Source organism: Streptomyces xanthii (assembly GCF_014621695.1).
Classification (GTDB): Bacteria; Actinomycetota; Actinomycetes; order Streptomycetales; family Streptomycetaceae; genus Streptomyces; species Streptomyces xanthii.
Genome location: NZ_CP061281.1, coordinates 2,093,723 through 2,112,624 on the forward strand (window position 1 = coordinate 2,093,723; position 18,902 = coordinate 2,112,624).

At 72.8% G+C, this 18,902-nt stretch carries 16 protein-coding genes; 8 read left to right on the top strand and 8 right to left on the bottom strand.

The window, feature by feature from the left end; genetic code table 11:
- Window positions 1-138: 138 nt before the first annotated feature.
- The gene (locus IAG42_RS09455) at window positions 139-990 is read right to left on the bottom strand and encodes a helix-turn-helix transcriptional regulator (RefSeq protein WP_188336585.1); all 852 of its coding nucleotides are present in this window, start codon (window positions 988-990) and stop codon (window positions 139-141) included.
- Between the two features lie 155 nt (window positions 991-1,145).
- On the opposite strand from IAG42_RS09455, the gene IAG42_RS09460 reads away from it, so the two are divergent.
- A complete protein-coding gene (locus IAG42_RS09460; protein WP_223205919.1) occupies window positions 1,146-2,201 on the top strand; it encodes an aldo/keto reductase in 1,056 nt (351 codons plus the stop codon).
- A 263-nt stretch (window positions 2,202-2,464) separates the two neighbouring features.
- Here the strand turns inward: IAG42_RS09460 and IAG42_RS09465 are convergent, their stop codons facing one another.
- The 3 genes from IAG42_RS09465 to IAG42_RS09475 all read right to left on the bottom strand — a co-directional run bounded on the left by IAG42_RS09465 (window position 2,465) and on the right by IAG42_RS09475 (window position 7,224).
- Window positions 2,465-5,062, bottom strand: a complete 2,598-nt coding sequence (locus tag IAG42_RS09465) for an MXAN_6230/SCO0854 family RING domain-containing protein (protein ID WP_188336586.1) — start codon at window positions 5,060-5,062, stop codon at window positions 2,465-2,467.
- 222 nt (window positions 5,063-5,284) lie between these two features.
- Entirely contained in the window at window positions 5,285-5,767 is a 483-nt protein-coding gene (locus tag IAG42_RS09470) for a DUF1990 family protein (protein WP_223205920.1), read from the bottom strand.
- A gap of 14 nt (window positions 5,768-5,781) precedes the next feature.
- Window positions 5,782-7,224: a gamma-aminobutyraldehyde dehydrogenase gene (locus IAG42_RS09475; protein ID WP_188336587.1), complete on the bottom strand. Its 1,443-nt coding sequence runs from the start codon at window positions 7,222-7,224 to the stop codon at window positions 5,782-5,784.
- A gap of 218 nt (window positions 7,225-7,442) precedes the next feature.
- On the opposite strand from IAG42_RS09475, the gene IAG42_RS09480 reads away from it, so the two are divergent.
- The 7 genes from IAG42_RS09480 (at window position 7,443) to IAG42_RS09510 (ending at window position 14,049) form a co-directional block, all read left to right on the top strand.
- Complete coding sequence (locus IAG42_RS09480) at window positions 7,443-7,958, top strand: Lrp/AsnC family transcriptional regulator (RefSeq protein ID WP_188336588.1); 516 nt, start codon at window positions 7,443-7,445, stop codon at window positions 7,956-7,958.
- Window positions 7,943-9,322 (top strand): aspartate aminotransferase family protein, encoded by a 1,380-nt coding sequence (locus IAG42_RS09485; protein WP_188336589.1) that lies wholly within the window; start codon window positions 7,943-7,945, stop codon window positions 9,320-9,322. The genes IAG42_RS09480 and IAG42_RS09485 overlap by 16 nt, the downstream gene beginning before the upstream one ends.
- A 240-nt stretch (window positions 9,323-9,562) precedes the next feature.
- The gene (locus IAG42_RS09490; RefSeq protein ID WP_188336590.1) at window positions 9,563-10,303 is read left to right on the top strand and encodes an ABC transporter ATP-binding protein; all 741 of its coding nucleotides are present in this window, start codon (window positions 9,563-9,565) and stop codon (window positions 10,301-10,303) included.
- Window positions 10,285-11,460 carry a hypothetical protein gene (locus IAG42_RS09495; RefSeq protein WP_188336591.1) on the top strand — a complete coding sequence of 392 codons (1,176 nt, stop codon included), beginning with the start codon at window positions 10,285-10,287 and terminating at the stop codon, window positions 11,458-11,460. The genes IAG42_RS09490 and IAG42_RS09495 overlap by 19 nt, the downstream gene beginning before the upstream one ends.
- Window positions 11,461-11,542: 82 nt before the next feature.
- A complete protein-coding gene (locus IAG42_RS09500) occupies window positions 11,543-11,962 on the top strand; it encodes a VOC family protein (protein ID WP_188336592.1) in 420 nt (139 codons plus the stop codon).
- Between the two features lie 95 nt (window positions 11,963-12,057).
- Window positions 12,058-13,176 carry an LOG family protein gene (locus IAG42_RS09505; RefSeq protein ID WP_188341277.1) on the top strand — a complete coding sequence of 373 codons (1,119 nt, stop codon included), beginning with the start codon at window positions 12,058-12,060 and terminating at the stop codon, window positions 13,174-13,176.
- 201 nt (window positions 13,177-13,377) lie between these two features.
- Window positions 13,378-14,049 carry an LAETG motif-containing sortase-dependent surface protein gene (locus IAG42_RS09510; protein ID WP_188336593.1) on the top strand — a complete coding sequence of 224 codons (672 nt, stop codon included), beginning with the start codon at window positions 13,378-13,380 and terminating at the stop codon, window positions 14,047-14,049.
- An 85-nt stretch (window positions 14,050-14,134) separates the two neighbouring features.
- Here IAG42_RS09510 and IAG42_RS09515 read toward each other — a convergent pair whose 3' ends face one another.
- The 4 genes from IAG42_RS09515 to IAG42_RS09530 all read right to left on the bottom strand — a co-directional run bounded on the left by IAG42_RS09515 (window position 14,135) and on the right by IAG42_RS09530 (window position 18,849).
- A complete protein-coding gene (locus IAG42_RS09515) occupies window positions 14,135-14,947 on the bottom strand; it encodes a maleylpyruvate isomerase N-terminal domain-containing protein (RefSeq protein ID WP_188336594.1) in 813 nt (270 codons plus the stop codon).
- Window positions 14,948-14,957: 10 nt separating this feature from the next.
- The gene (locus IAG42_RS09520) at window positions 14,958-16,007 is read right to left on the bottom strand and encodes an ABC transporter ATP-binding protein (protein WP_188336595.1); all 1,050 of its coding nucleotides are present in this window, start codon (window positions 16,005-16,007) and stop codon (window positions 14,958-14,960) included.
- A complete protein-coding gene (locus tag IAG42_RS09525) occupies window positions 16,007-17,620 on the bottom strand; it encodes an ABC transporter permease (protein WP_188341278.1) in 1,614 nt (537 codons plus the stop codon). The genes IAG42_RS09520 and IAG42_RS09525 overlap by 1 nt, the downstream gene beginning before the upstream one ends.
- A 143-nt stretch (window positions 17,621-17,763) precedes the next feature.
- On the bottom strand, window positions 17,764-18,849 hold the full coding sequence (locus IAG42_RS09530) for a thiamine ABC transporter substrate-binding protein (RefSeq protein WP_188336596.1): 1,086 nt from the start codon (window positions 18,847-18,849) through the stop codon (window positions 17,764-17,766).
- Window positions 18,850-18,902: the final 53 nt, after the last annotated feature.

Genomic DNA, 18,902 nt, shown 5'->3' on the forward strand with positions numbered 1-18,902 from the left:
CGGGCACACACCCCGGCTCAATGGACGCTGCGTCCGGGCGGGCACCCCGGCGGGCGACACCTTGTCGATCTCCCGGGCGGCACCCTGTCGATTCCGTGAGCGGCGCCTCGCCCCTGTGGCGGGGAGCTCCCGGTGCGCTCAGCCGGTCCAGCTGGCGAGCAGTCCTAGGTTCTCGGCGGCGTCCGTGCCGGGCGCCGGCAGATAGCTGACCAGGACCTGTCCGTTGTCGGGCAGGTGCAGGATCTCGAAGTCGAGGTCGAGCGGCCCGACGACGGGGTGCCGCAGCGCGTACCGCCCGGCTCCCTTCTCGTGGACGTCCTGCCGGGCCCACAGGGTGCCGAACTCCTCGCTCTTCATGGCGAGCGTGCCGAGGAGGGAGGCGAGGGCGGGGTCGTCCGGGTACCGGCCCACGCTCACCCGCAGGAAGCCGACCGTCGCCTCCGCCTTGGCGCGCAGGCTGCCGGCGAGGAGGGAGCGGTACGCCTCGTCGAGGAAGACGAGGTGGGCGAACGTGCGCTGTTCCTCGGGGAGCTGCGAGAAGTCGCCGAAGACGGCGGCGGCCTGCGCGTTCCAGGCGACGACCTCGGTCAGCGGCCCGCACAGGTAGGCGGGCCCCGGCTGCGCGTCGAGGAGGCGCCGCAGTCCGGGGCGTACGGGCTCGGGGCGCGGGGCGGCGGCCGGGCGGGCTGCGGGCCGGGCACGGTCGGGCCGGGCGAGATTGCGCAGGTGCTCCTGCTCGGCGGGGTCCAGCCGCAGGGCGCGGCCGACGGACTCCAGGACACTGTCCGACACGTGCGGGTTGCGCCCCTGTTCCAGGCGTACGTAGTACTCGACGCTGACGCCCGCGAGCTGGGCGAGCTCCTCGCGGCGCAGACCCGGGACGCGCCGCTGCCCGTACGAGACGAGGCCGACGTCCGCGGGGCGCAGGCGGGCCCTGCGGGTGCGCAGGAACTGGCTCAGTTCGGTCCGGCGTTCGACGGTGAGGTCCATGGCGACGAGTATCACCGCTCGCGCCGCCGCGTGGGTGGTCAACTCTTTCCCCCCTCACGGGTGTGCCTGTCAGGGGGTGGTGTCCGGGCCGCAGAGTCTTCCTCGTCGGCACGGCGACCACGCCGTCGGACCCTGAGACCTTGAGGACGGACCCCATGAACTCCCCGCTCACCACGACCACCGCCCCCACCACCACCGCTCCCGCCACCTCGGCGGCTCGCCGCGAGCTCGGCAGCACCGGCATGCGTCTCTCCCCCATCGGCCTCGGCAGCTGGGCCTTCGGCGGCGAGGGCTGGCGCTTCTCCTGGGGCGGGCAGGACGACGCCCGTTCGATCGCCACGGTGCACGCCGCCGTCGAGGCGGGGGTGAACTGGATCGACACCGCCGCGGTCTACGGCCTCGGCCACTCCGAGGAGGTCGTCGGCAAGGCGATCGCCCAACTCCCGCAGAGCGAGCGGCCGTTCGTCTTCACGAAGGTGGGGCTCGTCTGGGACCCCGAGAACCCGGCCGCCGCGCCCCGGCGCATCATGCGGGCGGACAGCGTGCGCCGCGAGGTCGAGGACTCGCTGCGCCGGCTCGGCGTCGAGGCGATCGACCTCTACCAGGTGCACTGGCCGGACACGGGCGCCTCGCTCGACTGGGACGGCGACGGCTCGGGCGCCGCGGACGATGTGCGGGTCACGCCGCTGGAGGAGTACTGGCAGACGATGGCCGAGCTGAAGAAGGAGGGCAAGGTCCGCGCGATCGGCCTGTCCAACCACGATCCGGCGCAGCTCGCCGCCGCCTCGGCCGTCGCCCCGGTCGACGCGGTCCAGCCGCCGCTCTCCCTGATCAACCGCTCCGCCGAGCCGGAGATCGACTGGGCCGCGGACCACGGCACCGGCGTGATCGTGTACCAGCCGCTGCACTCCGGTCTGCTGTCCGGGACGTTCACCCGGGAGCGGGCTGCGCGGCTCGACGCGGGCGACTGGCGCCGCACCCACCCGGACTTCACCCGCGACCTGGACCGCAACCTCGCGATCGTGGACCGTCTGCGCACGGTCTCCGAAGGCCACGGCGTCCCGGTCGGCTCGGCGGCGATCGCCTGGGCACTGGCCCGACGCGGGGTGACCGGCGCGATCGCGGGGGCGCGAGGCCCCGAGCAGGTACGCGACTGGGCCCAGGCGGCAACCCTGCGCCTGACCCCGGAGGACCTGACCCACCTGTCCTGACCCAGAACGGCCCCGCCCCCTGGGCGGGGGGTGAGGCCGTCTCGCTGTGCGGCGCTCCGCCCAGGACGCAGCCGTCTCACCGTCCGGCGCTCCGCCCACGGGGGGGCGGAGCCCTCTCGCTGTGCAGCGCTCCACCCACGAGAGACGGGCCATCTCGCTGGCCGGCACTCCCTCCAGCGGGCGGGGCCGTCTCACTGCGGGGCCGTGCGGCCGCGCCGTCGTGCGGGGCTCCGCCCCCTGGGTCGGGCCGGCACCGGCGAGGCTCAGTCTCGCGTGCGCCCCGGTCCCGGCTCCAGCCACCCCACCAGGTCCCCGGCCGTCACCCGCTTCAGGCCGGCCGCGTCGGCCGCGCCGGGGAACAGGCGGTACAGGGTGCCGTCGGTGGCGTCGGGGAGGTCCCCGTGCTCCAGCGCGGCGAAGACCCGGCGCTCCGCGAGCTCGGGCACCGCGCTCACCAGGTCCGGCTCCCACCCCTCGCGCACCCGCAACGCGAACCAGGCGCGGGGTTCGTCCGGCTCCCGGCGGTAGATCCGCGCGAGCCCCGACCCGTCCCGGACGACGACGTCGCCGTCGGTGCGCGCGGCGGCCGCCCAGCAGGCGAGGTCCCAGAGCGTGGCCCGGTCGCCGGCCTGGAACGCGTCGAGCAGGTCGCGGCCGAGCCGGCGCAGGGCCTCCCGGTGCCGCCACACGCCGTGGTTCCCCTCACCGGTCGGCAGCGTGGTGTCCGCCCACCAGGCACGCAGGGTGCGCAGGTCGACGATCATCGGCACGAGCGCCTTCGCGTCCCCGGCGAGGTCGAAGCGCTGCCGCACGGCCCGCGCGTCGAACCGCCCGCGCGCCCCGCGCTCGACGCCCATGAACCCGGCGAAGGCGTCGGGCAGTTCCTCGAACGGCACGTCGTTGTAGGAGAAGACGACCGGCATCGCGTAGCGCACGCCCACCCCGCGCAGCCGGCCCAGGTCGAGGTCGACGTACTCGGTGGCCCCGTGCGGCGCGGGCGCGGACGTGAGGTCGCCCGAGTGCAGCGCGGCCTCGCCGCCCCACTCCAGGCTGGTGTAGTCGCACAGGCCGACGAAGCGCCACTGGTCGTCGTAGAAGGCGACGGAGAGGTCGAGGTCGACGCGCCGGCCGCGCTCCTGCATCCAGTGCAGGAACAGGCGCAGCGCCTTGCCGTCCCCCGGCGCGGGCACCTTGAGGGCGCTGCCGCGCGGCACGGCGACGAGGGAGGCTGCCGAGGCGCGCTCGGCGTAGGGCACGGGCAGGTCGGCGAGGCGGGCGTCGAGCACGGCGACGTCGTACCGGTCGCCGGGCACGTCCATGCGGCGCACCGCCTCGGCCTCGATGGCTTCGGCGGCCCGCTCGACGTCGCGGCGGGGCAGCGGCGGGCGCGTGTCGTCGATCGCGTACGCCTTGGTGACGCGGCCGCGCGGGAAGAAGACGCGGCGGTGTCCGGGCACGGCCCGCACCGCGAGCTTGCCCCAGGCGCCGAGCAGCGGTCCGACGCCGGCGCCGGGCAGCGCTGCGGCGAGGGCGTCGGTGACCCGCTCGGGCATCCCGTCGACCACGGCCCGGGAGAGCAACGCGTCGAGCCGGCGCAGCAGTTCACCGGGGCGGGCGCGCAGCAGTTCGGTGGCGCGCTCGACGTCCCAGTACGCGAGGGCGCTCTCGACGCGGGCCGCCGTGCCGACAGTGCGCAGGCGGTCGCCGACGAGCTTGACCTCGGCGCCCTGCCGGGCGGCGCGGGAGAGCAGCACGTCCTGCAACGAGCCCTCGTCCTGCACGCGGTGGCCGCGCAGGACGGCGAAGGCGAGCGCGGCGCGCGGGAAGCGGCGGGCGTGCTCGAAGGGGTGCAGCAGTTCGCCGACCCGCTTGAACGCGCCGGGCCGCCGCCGCATGTCCTCGACGAGCCGTTCGAGGTCCAACCCGTCGAGGATGCCGAGCAGTTGGCGCCGCAGGGGTCGCGGGACGTTGCGCAGCCGCACGGTCTCCAGCAGGTCCGGGTCGCCGCCCGAGCGCACGACGAGCAGCCGCAGCACGTCGGTCGCGGTGTCCGCGTACCGTGCCAGGGCGGCGGGCTCGTGCTCGGCGAGCCGCGCGAGCAGCAGCGCCTTGGACTCGCGTACGGGGATGTCGGCGGGCAGGGCGGTGAGGTCCGCGGGGTCGAGGGAGCCGAGGAGGAGGACGAGGTCGTCGTGGTCCCGCGGGTTCAGCGGGGTGCGGCGGGCGAGCAGGGCGGTGAGTTCGGCGGTCGCGTCCGCGTCGGGGGAGGTACCGAGGACGAGGGTGCGCAGCACGGCGCGGTCGCCGTCGGGGGCGGGCACGTCCAGCCAGGGCCGGGTGGGCCCGTCGGTCTCGTACCGGGTCTCGCAGACGGGGCAGGCGTACCAGGTGTCGCACAGCTCGCAGCAGCCGAAGTCGAAGCCGCCCAGGCACTTCTCGCACACGAGGTGGGCGCAGGGCGCGACGGCGCGGACGGGGTCGCCGGGCCGGCCGCAGGCCATGCAGGGCTGGTGCGGCTGGGCGGCGAGCGCGGTGAGGACGTGCGCCGCGTACAGGCGTCCGGCCCGCTGGTAGGGAACGTCCTGCGGGAAGCGGGCGAACAGCGGCGCGTGGTGCCGGTCCGCGCCGGTCAGCGCGGCGACGGCGGCGAGCAGCCGGGTCCCGGCGCGGGCGAGCCCGTCCTCGTCGAGCGTGCCGAGGGCCTTGCGCAGCGGCGCGGTCAACAGGTGGCCGAGCGCGGCGAGTTCGGCTTCGAGCACGAGGACTCCGGCGGCCACGGTCGCGCTCGCGCCGGGCCCCGGGGTCACGTACACCCGCTGCGCGCGGCGCAGCAGCAGCGCCTCGATGTCGTCCTGGACCATGCGCCGTCCACCCCCGTCGCCTCAGTGAGACGTGTGCGTCAAGAAGAAGGCGGGGGCGGGAAGTGGGCGCACTACGGTCTTTTCGCAGAAGAAAGGGAGAAGGAAGCGCACCGCGGAGCCGCCCCCGCGCGACTCACGCTACGTGGCACCGAGCGGGCGCCGCACCCGGATTTCCCGGGCCGGAAAAGGAGCCGGAAAAGGGCCGCCCGGCCACCCGGCCGCCTAAGAAGGCGACAGGGCCCGCAAGTAGCGCCGCGTCACCGCGAGTTGCACGACGCGCGCGAGGGGCCCGGCGAGGCGGGTGTACCAGCGGCCGGGCCGGGAGAAGGCCCGTATGCGGAACCACACGGAGCCGTCAGGATCCCGGGTCACGAGGAACGCCTCCTCGCCGCACTCGGGATGCCCGGCGAGGGTGCCGTAGGCGAAGCCGATCCGGTCGGGCTCGCGCACGACCCGTACCACCCGGCACGGGATCCGCAGGAGCAGGAAGCGCAGGACGACGTCGGCGCCCTCGCGGACGTTGTCGCCGGGGGTCACGCTCAGTCCGGCGCCGCGCTGGGCGCGCCATGCGAGAACCGCCGCGCCGGCCCGCTCCAGGCATTGCTGCCCGGAGCCGAGCCGGACGCGGCGGTCCAGGTGGGCGTACCCCGGCGGCAGTTCGCCGTCCGCCAGGGTCGCGCCCGTCTCCGTGTAGGTGAGGCTCACCCGAGGGGTGGGTCTCAGCCGTCCAGCGAGGTCATGACGTGCTTGATGCGCGTGTAGTCCTCGAAGCCGTAGCCGGAGAGGTCCTTGCCGTAGCCGGACTTCTTGAAGCCGCCGTGCGGCATCTCGGCGACCAGCGGGATGTGGGTGTTGATCCACACGCAGCCGAAGTCGAGGGCCTTGGACATGCGCATCGCACGGCCGTGGTCCTTGGTCCACACGGAGGAGGCGAGGGCGTAGTCGACGCCGTTGGCGTAGGCGACGGCCTGCTCCTCGTCCGTGAAGGACTGGACGGTGATGACGGGGCCGAAGACCTCGTTCTGGATGATCTCGTCGTCCTGCTTGAGGCCCGAGACGACGGTGGCGGCGTAGAAGTAGCCCTTGTCGCCGACCCGGTGACCGCCGGCCTCGACCTTGGCGTGGGCCGGGAGGCGCTCGATGAAGCCGGAGACCTGCTTCAGCTGGTTCGGGTTGTTCAGCGGGCCGTAGAGCACGTCCTCGTCGTCCGGCTGACCGGTCCTGGTCTCGGCGGCGATCTTCGCGAGCGCGCTCACGAACTCGTCGTGCACGGACTCGTGGACCAGCACGCGCGTGGCGGCCGTGCAGTCCTGGCCGGCGTTGAAGTAACCGGCCTCGGCGATGCCCTCGGCGGCCTTCGCGATGTCGGCGTCACCGAAGACGACGACCGGGGCCTTGCCGCCCAGCTCCAGGTGGACCCGCTTGAGGTCCTTGGAGGCGGACTCGGCGACGGACATGCCCGCGCGCACCGAGCCGGTGATGGAGGCCATCGCCGGGGTCGGGTGCTCGACCATGGCGCGGCCGGTGTCACGGTCGCCGCACACGACGTTGAAGACGCCCTTGGGGACGATCGAGCCGATGATGTCGGCCATCAGGGCCGTCGACGCCGGGGTGGTGTCGGACGGCTTGAGGACCACCGTGTTGCCCGCGGCGAGCGCCGGGGCGAACTTCCACACGGCCATCATCATCGGGTAGTTCCACGGCGCGACCTGGGCGCAGACGCCGATCGGCTCGCGGCGGATGATGGAGGTCAGGCCCTCCATGTACTCGCCGGCGGAGCGGCCCTCGAGCATGCGGGCGGCACCGGCGAAGAAGCGGATCTGGTCCACCATCGGCGGGATCTCTTCGCTGCGGGTGAGGCCGATCGGCTTGCCCGTGTTCTCGACCTCGGCCGCGATGAGCTCCTCGGCCCGCTCCTCGAACGCGTCGGCGATCTTCAGGAGGTACTTCTGGCGCTCGCCCGGCGTGAGGTCGCGCCACGCGGGGAACGCCGCCTCGGCCGCGGCCATCGCCGCGTCCACGTCGGCCTGCCCGGACAGCGGCGCGGTCGCGTACGCCTCGCCCGTGGCGGGGTTGACCACGTCCGTGGTCCGTCCGTCGGCGGCGTCCCGGAACTCACCGTCGATGTAGTTACGCAGACGACGCAGCTCACTGGTGGTCACTGCCGGCCCTCCTGACCTGAGAAGACGTTCGGTTCCTGCAGGGTTCTGGCGTCCTGCGCACGGCGCGCGCCGGTGTCCAGCCCCTGAGACGTCCCACCCTAGTCGGACCGCCGACGTTTTCAACACCCCCCGACCCTCACGAACTACGGAATCCGTGAAGTTCGAGGTGGCAGACAACGAATTTCATCGATCTGGGGTTGCGAAACGGACGAGACCTCGTGCACAGTGAGGTCGTGGCCAGTCGCAGCGCAGACCCCAAGGGACCCAGTTCGAGGAACGGCGGAAGCCCGCCTCTGGACTCCGTCTCCCTCGCCATCATCGAACAGCTCCAGGAAGACGGCAGGCGTCCGTACGCCGCCATCGGGAAGGCCGTGGGCCTGTCCGAGGCAGCGGTCCGCCAGCGCGTCCAGAAGCTGCTCGACCAGGGCGTGATGCAGATCGTCGCCGTCACGGACCCGCTCACCGTGGGATTCCGCCGGCAGGCGATGGTCGGCATCAACGCCGAGGGCGACCTGGATCCCGTGGCGGATGCGCTGACGGCCATGCCGGAATGCGAGTACGTCGTGATGACGGCAGGCTCGTTCGACCTGATGGTGGAGGTCGTCTGTGAGGACGACGACCACCTTCTGGACGTGATCAACAAACGCATCCGGGCCCTGCCCGGCGTGCGCTCCACCGAGAGCTTCGTCTACCTCAAGCTCAAGAAGCAGACCTATATGTGGGGAACCCGATAGCCGTGAGCAAGGACCTCAGCCAGAGCGCGTACGACCACCTGTGGATGCACTTCACCCGCATGTCGTCGTACGAGAACGCGCCCGTACCCACCATCGTTCGTGGCGAGGGCACCTACATCTACGACGACAAGGGCAAGAAGTACCTCGACGGTCTCGCGGGCCTGTTCGTGGTCCAGGCCGGCCACGGCCGCCAGGAGCTCGCCGAGGTCGCCGCGAAGCAGGCCGCCGAGCTGGCCTTCTTCCCGATCTGGTCGTACGCCCACCCCAAGGCCGTGGAGCTGGCCGAGCGCCTCGCCCACTACGCCCCGGGCGACCTGAACAAGGTCTTCTTCACCACCGGTGGCGGCGAGGCCGTGGAGACCGCCTGGAAGCTTGCGAAGCAGTACCACAAGCTCAACGGCAACCACACGAAGTACAAGGTCATCTCCCGCGCGGTCGCCTACCACGGCACCCCGCAGGGCGCCCTGTCCATCACGGGTCTGCCGGCCCTCAAGGCCCCCTTCGAGCCGCTCGTCCCGGGCGCGCACAAGGTGCCGAACACGAACATCTACCGCGCCCCGATCCACGGTGACGACCCGGAGGCCTTCGGCCGCTGGTGCGCCGACCAGATCGAGCAGGAGATCCTGTTCGAGGGCCCGGAGACGGTCGCGGCCGTCTTCCTCGAGCCGGTGCAGAACGCCGGTGGCTGCTTCCCGCCGCCGCCCGGCTACTTCCAGCGCGTGCGCGAGATCTGCGACCAGTACGACGTGCTGCTCGTCTCCGACGAGGTCATCTGCGCCTTCGGCCGCCTCGGCACGATGTTCGCCTGTGACAAGTTCGGCTACGTGCCGGACATCATCACCTGCGCCAAGGGCATGACCTCGGGCTACTCCCCGATCGGTGCCGCGATCGTCTCGGACCGCATCGCCGAGCCGTTCTACAAGGGTGACAACACCTTCCTGCACGGCTACACCTTCGGTGGTCACCCCGTGTCGGCGGCCGTGGGTCTCGCCAACCTCGACATCTTCGAGCGCGAGGGCCTCAACCAGCACGTGCTGGACAACGAGGCGAACTTCCTCAACACGCTGCAGAAGCTGAACGACCTGCCGATCGTCGGCGACGTCCGCGGCAACGGCTTCTTCTACGGCATCGAGCTCGTGAAGGACAAGGCCACCAAGGAGTCCTTCACGGACGAGGAGTCCGAGCGCGTCCTGTACGGCTACGTCTCGAAGAAGCTCTTCGAGTACGGCCTGTACTGCCGTGCCGACGACCGTGGCGACCCGGTCATCCAGCTGTCGCCGCCGCTGATCTCCGACCAGGCGACGTTCGACGAGATCGAGGGCATCATCCGCCAGGTCCTCACCGAGGCCTGGACCAAGATCTGAGCCCTCCGCCCAGGCCCCGAGCCACGCCTCGGGATCTGAGCCGCGCGCACCACGGAACCAGCGCGCACCACGGCCCGGCTGCACCCGTCCGAGTGAGATGGGAGCGGCCGGGCCGCGTCGCGTCCGGCGCCACCGGCCGGAAAACCTAGCGTGCCCTGTGACCGATCGGCCCTGCCTTCGTTCCCCCGTACGGGGGACGGGAACTTCCCGGCATATCTGATCTGAACCGAGGTGTACGCCATGGTGGCCCCGCCGGACAACGACGTGCTCTGGGCACGCGCCCTGCACTTCTCCCACAGCGGCTCGCCCGCGCTCACCGGTGTCTCGCTCGGGGTGCGCCAGGGCGAGATCCTCGCCGTCGGCGGCCCGCGCGGCGCCGGCAAGACGACCCTGCTGCAGTGCCTTTCCGGACAGCTGCTGCCCCAGCAGGGCGAGGTGTGGTTCAACAGCGCCCCGGTCCACACGATGGGCCCGCTGGTGCGCGAGCGGCTGCGCCGGGACCGCTTCGGCTGGATCGACCCCGAGCCCGCCCTGGTCCCCGAGCTGAACGTGTGGGAGAACACCGCCCTGCCGCTCATGCTGCGCGGGGGCGGCCGCCGCCCCGCCAAGACCGCCGCCCACGAATGGCTGGAGCGGCTCGACGTCGGGCATCTCGCCCGCAAGCGCCCGCACGCCCTGCACATGGCCGAGCGGCAGCGCGTCGCCATCGCCCGCGCCCTGGTGCACGCGCCCGACGTCGTCTTCGCCGACGAGCCGACGGCGACCCTGCACCAGGCCGACCGCGCGCACGTCCTGCGCACCCTGACCGCGGCGGCCCGCTCGCACTCCATCACCGTGGTGCTCGCGACCAGTGACGCGGAGGTCGGCGCACTCGCCGACCGCACCGTGCCGCTGCTCGACGGCCGCCGCGTGAACACCGTGCACCTGCCCGCCGGGCAGCCCGAGGCGGAAGGCCGGGCCGCGTGCTCGCTCTCCGTCTAGTCCGCGGGGCCCATCCCCTGGTCCAGCTGCGCAGACTCCTCGTGGCCGCCGCCTCGGCGGGCACCGGCTTCCTGCTGCTGTGCACGCTGGGCTACGCGATGGGTCACCCCGAGTCCTCCGGCGACGCCGTGCTCCGGCTCGCCTGGTGCGTGGTGCCGCTCGCCGCGACCGTCTATCTGGCGGTCGCCGTCGCCCGCTCCGACCCCGGCACGAAACCCCGCTCCGGACTCTCCGCCGTGGGCCTCGGCCCCGCCCGCCTCACGCTGCTCGCCTCGGTGTCCACCGCCGTCGCCTGCACGCTGGGCTCGACGCTCGCCCTCCTGTTCTTCCTGCACCTGCGCGGCGACCTGACCGGGCTGCCGTTCGACGGCGCGGCCCGCGGGCTGCTCGCGGCCGACCAGCCGCTGCCGCTGGCCGCCACGCTCACCCTGCTCGCCTTCGTGCCGCTCGCCGCGTCCACGGCCAGCGCCCTGGTGCTGCGGCCCCGGATCGTGCGGGCGGGCGGCGCCAAGGCGGCCACGGACGCACCGCAGGACCTGAAGGAACCGGCCGCCGCGCCCAGCGGTCTGCCGTGGGGCGTGGCGCTGCTCGCCGCCGGACTCGCCGTCGAGACGTACGCGGCGCACGCGCGCGGCGGCGCCGGGTTCCCGATGCCCGGCGGGCTCGGCGGCAGCCCGTCCGGTGTGCTGGCCGGCTGGGCGCTCACCGCGGTCGGCCTGGCACTCGTCGGGCCGGGCCTGACCTACCAGTGCGGGCGCGCCCTGCAGGCCGTACGGCCCGGCGCGGTGCGGCTGCTCGCGGGGCGGGTGCTGATGGAGGAGGCCGGGCGCATCGGCCGGCCGCTCGGTGTCGTGTGCGCGGTGGCCTCCGGCGTCTACGCGGCGACCGTGCTGGCGGGCGCCCGCCCGGCGCTCGGCCCGTTGTCGGCGATCGGCGGCGTCCTCGTCGTCGGCTGCACGCTCGCGACGCTCGCCACGGCTGCCGTCGAGGCCCGCCAGGTCCGCCGGCACACCCAGACGGCGCTGCTGCGACTGGGCGCCCCGGCGACCCTGCTGCGGAGCTCCGCGGCGCTCCGCGCGGGCGCGCTGCTCGCCGTTTTCGGCCCGCTGACCTGGGCCGTCGCAGAACTTTCGGCGGCTCCGCTGCTGGCGCGATGAGTTTTGCCCGCGCCGGGCGTCTAACCCTGCGAGCATCACGACAGCCAAGCGACCGCACGACACAGAAGGCGACGGGCCCCTCATGACGCAGCACCAGTACCAGCAGATGATCTTCGTGAACCTGGCCGTGAGCGACCTGGACGCGTCCAAGAAGTTCTTCACGGAGCTCGGCTTCACGATCAACCAGCAGTTCACGGACGAGACCGCGTCCGCCGTGGTCGTCAGCGACACGATCATCCTCATGGTGATGACCAAGGAGAAGTACTCCGGCTTCACGAAGAAGACGATCATCGACTCGACCACCTCCAGCGAGGTGCTGCTGTGCCTGAGCGCCGAGAGCCGCGAGAAGGTCGACGAGCTCGTCGAGCGGGCGATCGCGGCCGGCGGCACCGAGACCGGCGAGAAGCAGGACCACGGCTTCATGTACGGGCGGGCCTTCGACGACATCGACGGCCACACCTTCGAGGTCGCGTGGATGGACCCGAGCGTCATCCAGGACTGATCAAGTCCGCGCCGGGCGGGCGTGCTTAAGCTGGGCGGGTGCAGCCGACACCGTCACCTTCGAGTGATCCCTCAGCACCTTCGGGTGAACCCGCCCTGCCCGGCGCGGCCCACGACCGCGAGATCGAGACGGTCGCCGAGTTCGACGAGGTGGCCGCGAGCGGTTCGATCGCCGGTCACCGGGTGCAGGCCGTCGACCTGACGGAGCGCACCGACCGGCTGCTCGCCGTGGAGACGGCGGGCGCCCTCTTCCTCGGCTGCCCCATGACGCCGGAGGCGGCCCTGAGCGTACGGGCCCGGGGCGCCCTGGTCTTCCCCCCGGTCCCCGGCCTCCCCTTCGACCCGTACCGCGGGCACCTCTACACGCCGGACGAGTTGTTCACGCACCTGGCGTCCGGTGGCTACGAGGCGACACCGGACGCCCGCGCGTACGCCTGGTTCCAGCACACGAAGGCGGACGGCGACGTCTTCGCGTCGATGCTGCGCGCGATCCACGACGACTCGGTCTCGGACGCGCTCGACGAACTCCTCAGCGGGGCACCGGTGGTGGGCGTCATGGGCGGCCACGCCATGGCGCGCGGTACCGAGGACTACGCGGAGGCGGCCCGGCTCGGCCGGACCCTCGCGCGGTGCGGTCTCACGGTGGCGACGGGCGGCGGCCCGGGCGCGATGGAGGCGGCGAACCTGGGCGCGTACGCGGCCCCGTTCGACGACACCATGCTCGACGAGTCGCTCGAACTCCTCGCCAAGGCACCGTCGTTCGCCCCGTCGGTCACGGACTGGGCGGCCGCCGCGTTCGAGGTGCGGGCCCGCCATCCGCTCGGCGGCGCCTCGGTCGGCATCCCCACCTGGTTCTACGGCCACGAGCCGCCGAACGCGTTCGCCGAGCACATCGCCAAGTACTTCGCCAACGCCACGCGCGAGGACGGGCTGCTCGCCCGGTCGACCGCGGGCGTCGTCTTCCTGCCGGGCGCCGCCGGCACCGTGCAGGAGGTCTTCGACAACGCCACGCCCAACTACTACGAGTCCCGGGGCGAACCGACGCCGATGGTGCTGGTCGGCCGCGCACACTGGACCGAGAAGCTGCCCGCCTGGCCGCTGCTGCGGGCGCTGGCGCGCGAGAGGTCCATGGAGCACCGGATCGCGCTCGTGGACACCCCGGCGGAGGCCGCCGAGGCGATCCGCGCCCTCGGGTCAAGCACGGGTCAAGACTGACCGGTCTTCACCGCACCGTATTGACGCTGTGTCACGGGCACTTGTAAACGTTTGGGGACCGTGAGGGTGCCGAGGCCGGAGCTGTGGCGTGTGCCGCTTGGTGCGCGCCCTCGGCGTGTGCCGCTTGGCGCACACCGTGACGCTCCCTCACCGCACCCCTCTTCTGTACGGCATCCCGTACTGATCCCGTGAAGGACAGCCGTGTCCGTTACCCCCCGCATATCCGCCCGTGCCGCCCGCTTCGCCGGTGTGGCCGCGGCCGCCTCGGCGCTGGCGCTCGGCGCCGCCGGCACCGCGTCGGCGTGCAACATCAGTGAGTTCACCGCCGTCGCCGAGTGCGCCGGCGAGCAGGGCGTCATCACCGTGGTCGACAAGGACCCGTCCGGCGTCAAGGCGACCGTCTCGGTCTACCTGAAGTCGGGCGGCACCGAGAAGCTGATCGGCTCTCAGGACGTGCAGGGCACCCGCGAGGGCGCCACGCTCACGTTCAAGGAGAACTGGCAGCCGAACGCCACGTACCGCGTGCACGTGAAGGCCGGCGACCAGGTCGACGAGGACATCTCGCCGGACGTGACCGCGCCGGGCAAGGCCTGCGCCACCACCCCCGCGCCGTCGAAGCCGGCGCCCTCGAAGCCCGCCCCGTCGAAGCCGGCGCCTTCGAAGCCCGCGCCGAGCACCTCGGCTCCGGCGTCTCCCACCCCGGCCGCCCCGGCCCCGAGCAACTCGCCTGCGCCTGCGGGCAGTTCGGACAACCTGGCCGAGACCGGATCGAGCTCCAACACCCCGCTGTTCGCCGGTCTCGCCGCGGCGCTCGTCGTCGCGGGCGGCGGCATCGTGTTCGCGCTGCGCAAGCGGGGCGCGGCCCAGCGCTGACCCCGCTCGAACCGCTCCTGCTCCTGGCATGCGGGGCGTCACCCCTCGGTGGCGCCCCGTCGCGCTGCCCTGACCGGGGCGGTACTCAGCCGAAGGTCGCCACCTTCAGCCAGAAGTCCAGCAGCTCACGGTCGCCGAGGACCTCGAGGGCCGGAGCGTCGGGCGAGGTGCGGCGGTAGAACGCGAGGACGAGCTCGGTGAGGGGACCGCGCAGGGCGACGTCGGCGCGGGCGTGCTCGTGGCTCCAGGACAGACCGTCGTCGGCGAGGTCGAGGACCCACTCGGCGGACGGGGCACCTGGCGGGGTGTCGGTGGCGTGCAGGTGCAGTGTGCGGCCGCCGTGGCGCAGCTCGTTGGCGTTGTCCTCCGGGAAGGACTGCGCGAAGCGCACGATCTCCAGCCACTCCTCGATCGTGTCGGCGGCCACCTCCCGCGCCACGTCGTAGTCGGCCTGGGCGGCGATCGCCGCGTCGGCGCGGTGGATCACCGTCTCGTGGGTCATGCGGCGGGCCCAGAACCCGGCGTCCTGCCGCCAGGCCCAGGTCCACACGGGCTGTTCGGGGCCGGCGGCGCGCAGGGTGGCGGCGAGGAGCTCCGCGCCCTCGGCGAGCCAGGCGTCGAGCGCGGCCGGGTCCTCGCTGTCCGGCCCGGCGAAGTGCGGCACCTGCTCCTCGGGGACGTCCTCGCCCGCGCGGGTCCGTACGAGGGTCTCGGCCCAGCGGTGCGCGCCGCCGACGTGCACGGCGAGTTCGCGCAGGCTCCAGTCGGGGCAGGTCGGGACGGTGGTGGTGAGATCGGCGCCGGTCAGGTGCTGTCTCAGCAGTCCGGTCTGGGCCACGATCTCGGAGCAGTAGCGGTCGTGCGTGAGCGGGCTTCGGGGGTCTGTGTGGGTCGCCATGATCCCGACCCTACGGAACGGGCCCCGCGCCCAGCACCACGATTTCCTCGGCGTCGAAGGCGACGCCGACCTCGGCGCCCTGCCCGGGGGCCGAGCGCAGCCCGCAGGCAGCTTCCAGCCGGGGCGCGTCGCCGGGCTGCAACTGGAGCGCGACATGGGTGCCGCGGAAGGTCCGGGCGGCCACGGTGCAGGTCAGCTGGGCGTCGGCGGCGTCGACCAGGCGTACCCCTGTGGGACGTACGAGGATCTTCACCTGCCCCTGGGGGGAGCCGGCGGGCACCGGGACCTTGCCCCACGGGGTGTCGGCGGCGTCGCCGGACACGGAGACGGTCGCCTCGACGACATTGTCGAAGCCGAGGAAGCGGGCGACGAACTCGTCGGCGGGGCGCTGCCACACCTCCAGCGGGGTGCCGGACTGGGCGATGCGGCCGTCGCGCATGACGACGACCCGGTCGGCGAGCGCGAAGGCCTCGCCCTGGTCGTGGGTGACGGCGAGAACGGTGGTGCCCAACTCGCCGAACAGTTCGCGCAGTTCGACGACGAGGCGTTCGCGCAGGGAGCGGTCGAGCTGGCCGAGGGGCTCGTCGAGCATGAGCAGCCGGGGGCGCGGGGCCAGAGCTCGGGCGAGGGCGACGCGCTGCTGTTCGCCGCCGGAGAGCGCGGAGACGGCACGGCGCGCGGCGCCCGGCAGTCCGACGAGCTCCAGCAACTCCCCCACGCGCGCGGACTGTTCGGCGCGCGCCGCGCCGTGCATGCGCAGCCCGAACGCGACGTTGGCGCCCACGTCGCGCTGCGGGAACAGCTGGTGGTCCTGGAACATGAGGCCGACGCCCCGCTTGTGCGCGGGCACCCCCCGCTGGTCGCGCCCGCCGAGGACGATCCGGCCGCCGTCCAGCGGCTGGAGTCCGGCGACGGCGCGCAGCAGCGTCGACTTGCCGCTGCCGCTCGGGCCGAGGACGCACACGATCTCGTGCTCGGCGACCTCCAGGTCCACCCGGTCGAGCACGGCGCGCCCGCCGAACCGTACGGTCGCCTCGTCCAGAGCCAGTAGGGCCGTCATCAGAACTCCCCCGTCTGGGCCCGAGCGGGCCGGATGCGTTCGAGCAGCAGGAGGCAGACGGCGCAGACGACCATGAGGACGGTCGACAGGGCCATCGCCTGCCCGTAGTTGAGGTCGCCGGCGCGGCCGAGGAGCCGGGCCACGGCCACCGGCAGCGTCGGGTTGTCGGGCCGCGCGATGAACACGGTGGCGCCGAACTCGCCCAGCGACACGGCGAAGGCGAATCCGGCGGCGATCAGGAGCGCCCGGCGCACCATCGGCAGGTCGACCTCGCGCCAGGCCCGCAGCGGCGAGGCCCCGAGCACGGCGGCGGCCTCGCGCAGCCGCCCGTCGACCGCGCGGAGCACCGGCAGCATGGTGCGCACGACGAAGGGCACGCCGACCAGCGCCTGGGCGAGCGGCACGAGCCACCAGGACTGGCGCAGGTCGAGCGGCGGTTCGTCGAGGGTGATGAGGAAGCCGAAGCCGACGGTCACGGCGGAGACGCCGAGCGGCAGCATCAGCAGGGCGTCGAACCCGCGGACCAGGCGTCCCGCCCGCCGGGTGAGGGCGGCAGCGGCGAGTCCGCCGATCACCAGGGCGACGGCGGTGGCGGCGAGGGCGTAACGCAGCGAGTTCCAGACGGCCTCGATGGGCGGCACGAGGAAGGTGCCGCCGTCGGCGTCGCCGAGCGCGCGGTAGTACGCGAAGCCGAAGCCGCCGGGGGCCTGCAGGGAGCGCTGGACCAGGACGCCGAGCGGCAGCAGGATCAGCACGGCGACGGTGGCGAGGACGAGGGCGAGCAGGGCGCGCTGGCCGGCGCCGCGCGGCGGGCGCGCGGTGTGCGCGGCGTCGACGAGCCGCAGGGCGCTCTCCCGGCGCCGCACGGTCCAGGCGTGCACGAGCAGGATGAGCCCGACGGCCGCGAACTGCACGATGGTCAGCACGGCGGCGGTCGACAGGTCGAAGATCTGCGCGGTCTGCCGGTAGATCTCCACCTCCAGCGTGGAGAATCCCGGGCCGCCGAGGATCTGGACGACACCGAACGACGTGAAGGTGAAGAGGAAGACCATCAGGGCCGCGGCGGCGACGGCGGGCCCGAGCGCGGGCAGCGTCACCTTGCGCCAGGCGGCGAGGCGGGAGGCGCCGAGCATCCGCGCGGCCTCCTCCTGGCGCGGGTCGAGCTGCGCCCACAGGCCGCCGACGGTCCGTACGACGACGGCGTAGTTGAAGAAGACGTGCGCGAGCAGGATGGCCCACACGGTGGTGTCGAGCCGGACGCCCCACAGATCGTCGAGGAGTCCGCCGCGGCCGACGACCGCGAGGAAGGCGGTGCCGACGACGACGGTGGGCAGCACGAACGGCACGGTGACGGCGGCCCGCAGCACCTGCTTGCCGGGGAAGTCGAGCCGGGCGAAGACGTAGGCGCCGGGCAGGGCGATCAGCAGGGTCAGCGCGGTGGAGGCGAGCGCCTGCCACACGGTGAACCACAGGACGTGCCGGACGTCCGCCTCCCCGAGCACGTCGAGGATCCGGCCGAGGCGCCAGACCCCGTCGGCGTGCAGACCGCGCTCGACGATCGCGGCGACGGGGTAGGCGAAGAAGAGCCCGAAGAACACGGCGGGCACGGCCATGAGACCGAGCCGCGCCGCGCTCCCCGTACGGAGCCGGCGCGGCCGGTTCGCGGCCTCGGCCTTGTCCGTGACCCCGGTCTTGTCCGTGGCCCCGGTCTTGTCCGTGGCCCCGGTCTTGTCCGTGACCTCGGCCTTGTCCTGGGTCACTTCCTGACGAGCGACGTCCACGTCTTGACCCACTCGTCGCGGTGGTCCGCGATGTTCCGCGGGCTCATGGTGTGCGGCTTGTCGATCTCGACCGCGTACTTGGTGTAGTCGGCGGGCGCGACGGCGTTCTTCGCCACCGGGTCGACGAACATGTTGAGCGGCATGTCCTCCTGGAACTGCTTGGAGATCAGGAAGTCGAGGAAGGCCTTGCCGCCCTTCTCGTTCTTCGCCCCGTCGAGCAGGCCGGCGAACTCGATCTGCCGGAAGCAGGTGCCGGTCGCGACGCCGACGGGCGAGGTCTTGGGCTGCGGGTCGGAGTAGATCGCCTCGGCGGGCGGGGATGACGCGTAGGAGACGACGAGCGGGCGGTCGCCGCCGGCCTTCTTGCCGCCGGCGCTGCCGGAGAACTCCTCGTTGTACGCCTGGTCCCAGCCGCTGACGACCTTCACGCCGTTGGCGTTCAGCTTCTTCCAGTAGGACTGCCAGCCGTCGTCGCCGTACTGGGCAGCGCTGCCGAGCAGGAAGCCGAGGCCCGGCGAGGACGTCGCCGCGTCCTCGGTGACCAGCAGGTTCTTGTACGCGGGCTTGGCCAGGTCGGCGAAGGAGGCCGGCGGCGTCAGCTTGTGGTCGGCGAAGTACTTCTTGTCGTAGTTGACGCAGATGTCGCCGGTGTCGACGGGCGTGACGCGGTTCTTGCCCTTGTCGAGGCGGTACTGGTCCGGGACCTGGTCGATGCCCTTGGCCTCGTAGGAGGTGAACAGTCCGTTGTCGAGGGCGCGGGACAGCAGGGTGTTGTCGACGCCGAAGAACACGTCGCCGACGGGGTTGCCCTTGGACAGGATCGCCTTGTTGACGGCCTGGCCGGCGTCGCCGTCCTCGACGACCTTCACCTTGTAGCCGGACTTCTTCTCGAAGTCCTTGAGCACGTTCTTGGAGACGGCCCACGAGTCGTGGCTGACCAGGGTGACCGTCTTGGACTCCGCGGCGTCCCCGCCGCCCGAGGACGACGAGCCGCACGCGGACAGCGTGACGAGCCCGAGGCCCACGGCCGCGGCCAGGTACGCCTTCTTGTTCTTGCTCACTGGTTTTCCTCCTGGGGGTGACCAGGAAGAGACGCGGCCCTGCCCGGGGCCAC

What these genes read in the sequence shown, in the direction of transcription:
- IAG42_RS09455 (WP_188336585.1), bottom strand. Translation starts at nt 990, where the DNA reads ATGGACCTCACCGTCGAACGCCGGACCGAACTGAGCCAGTTCCTGCGC.
- IAG42_RS09460 (WP_223205919.1), top strand. Translation starts at nt 1,146, where the DNA reads ATGAACTCCCCGCTCACCACGACCACCGCCCCCACCACCACCGCTCCC.
- IAG42_RS09515 (WP_188336594.1), bottom strand. Translation starts at nt 14,947, where the DNA reads ATGGCGACCCACACAGACCCCCGAAGCCCGCTCACGCACGACCGCTAC.
- IAG42_RS09500 (WP_188336592.1), top strand. Translation starts at nt 11,543, where the DNA reads ATGACGCAGCACCAGTACCAGCAGATGATCTTCGTGAACCTGGCCGTG.
- IAG42_RS09490 (WP_188336590.1), top strand. Translation starts at nt 9,563, where the DNA reads ATGGTGGCCCCGCCGGACAACGACGTGCTCTGGGCACGCGCCCTGCAC.
- IAG42_RS09520 (WP_188336595.1), bottom strand. Translation starts at nt 16,007, where the DNA reads ATGACGGCCCTACTGGCTCTGGACGAGGCGACCGTACGGTTCGGCGGG.
- IAG42_RS09525 (WP_188341278.1), bottom strand. Translation starts at nt 17,620, where the DNA reads ATGGCCGTGCCCGCCGTGTTCTTCGGGCTCTTCTTCGCCTACCCCGTC.
- IAG42_RS09465 (WP_188336586.1), bottom strand. Translation starts at nt 5,062, where the DNA reads ATGGTCCAGGACGACATCGAGGCGCTGCTGCTGCGCCGCGCGCAGCGG.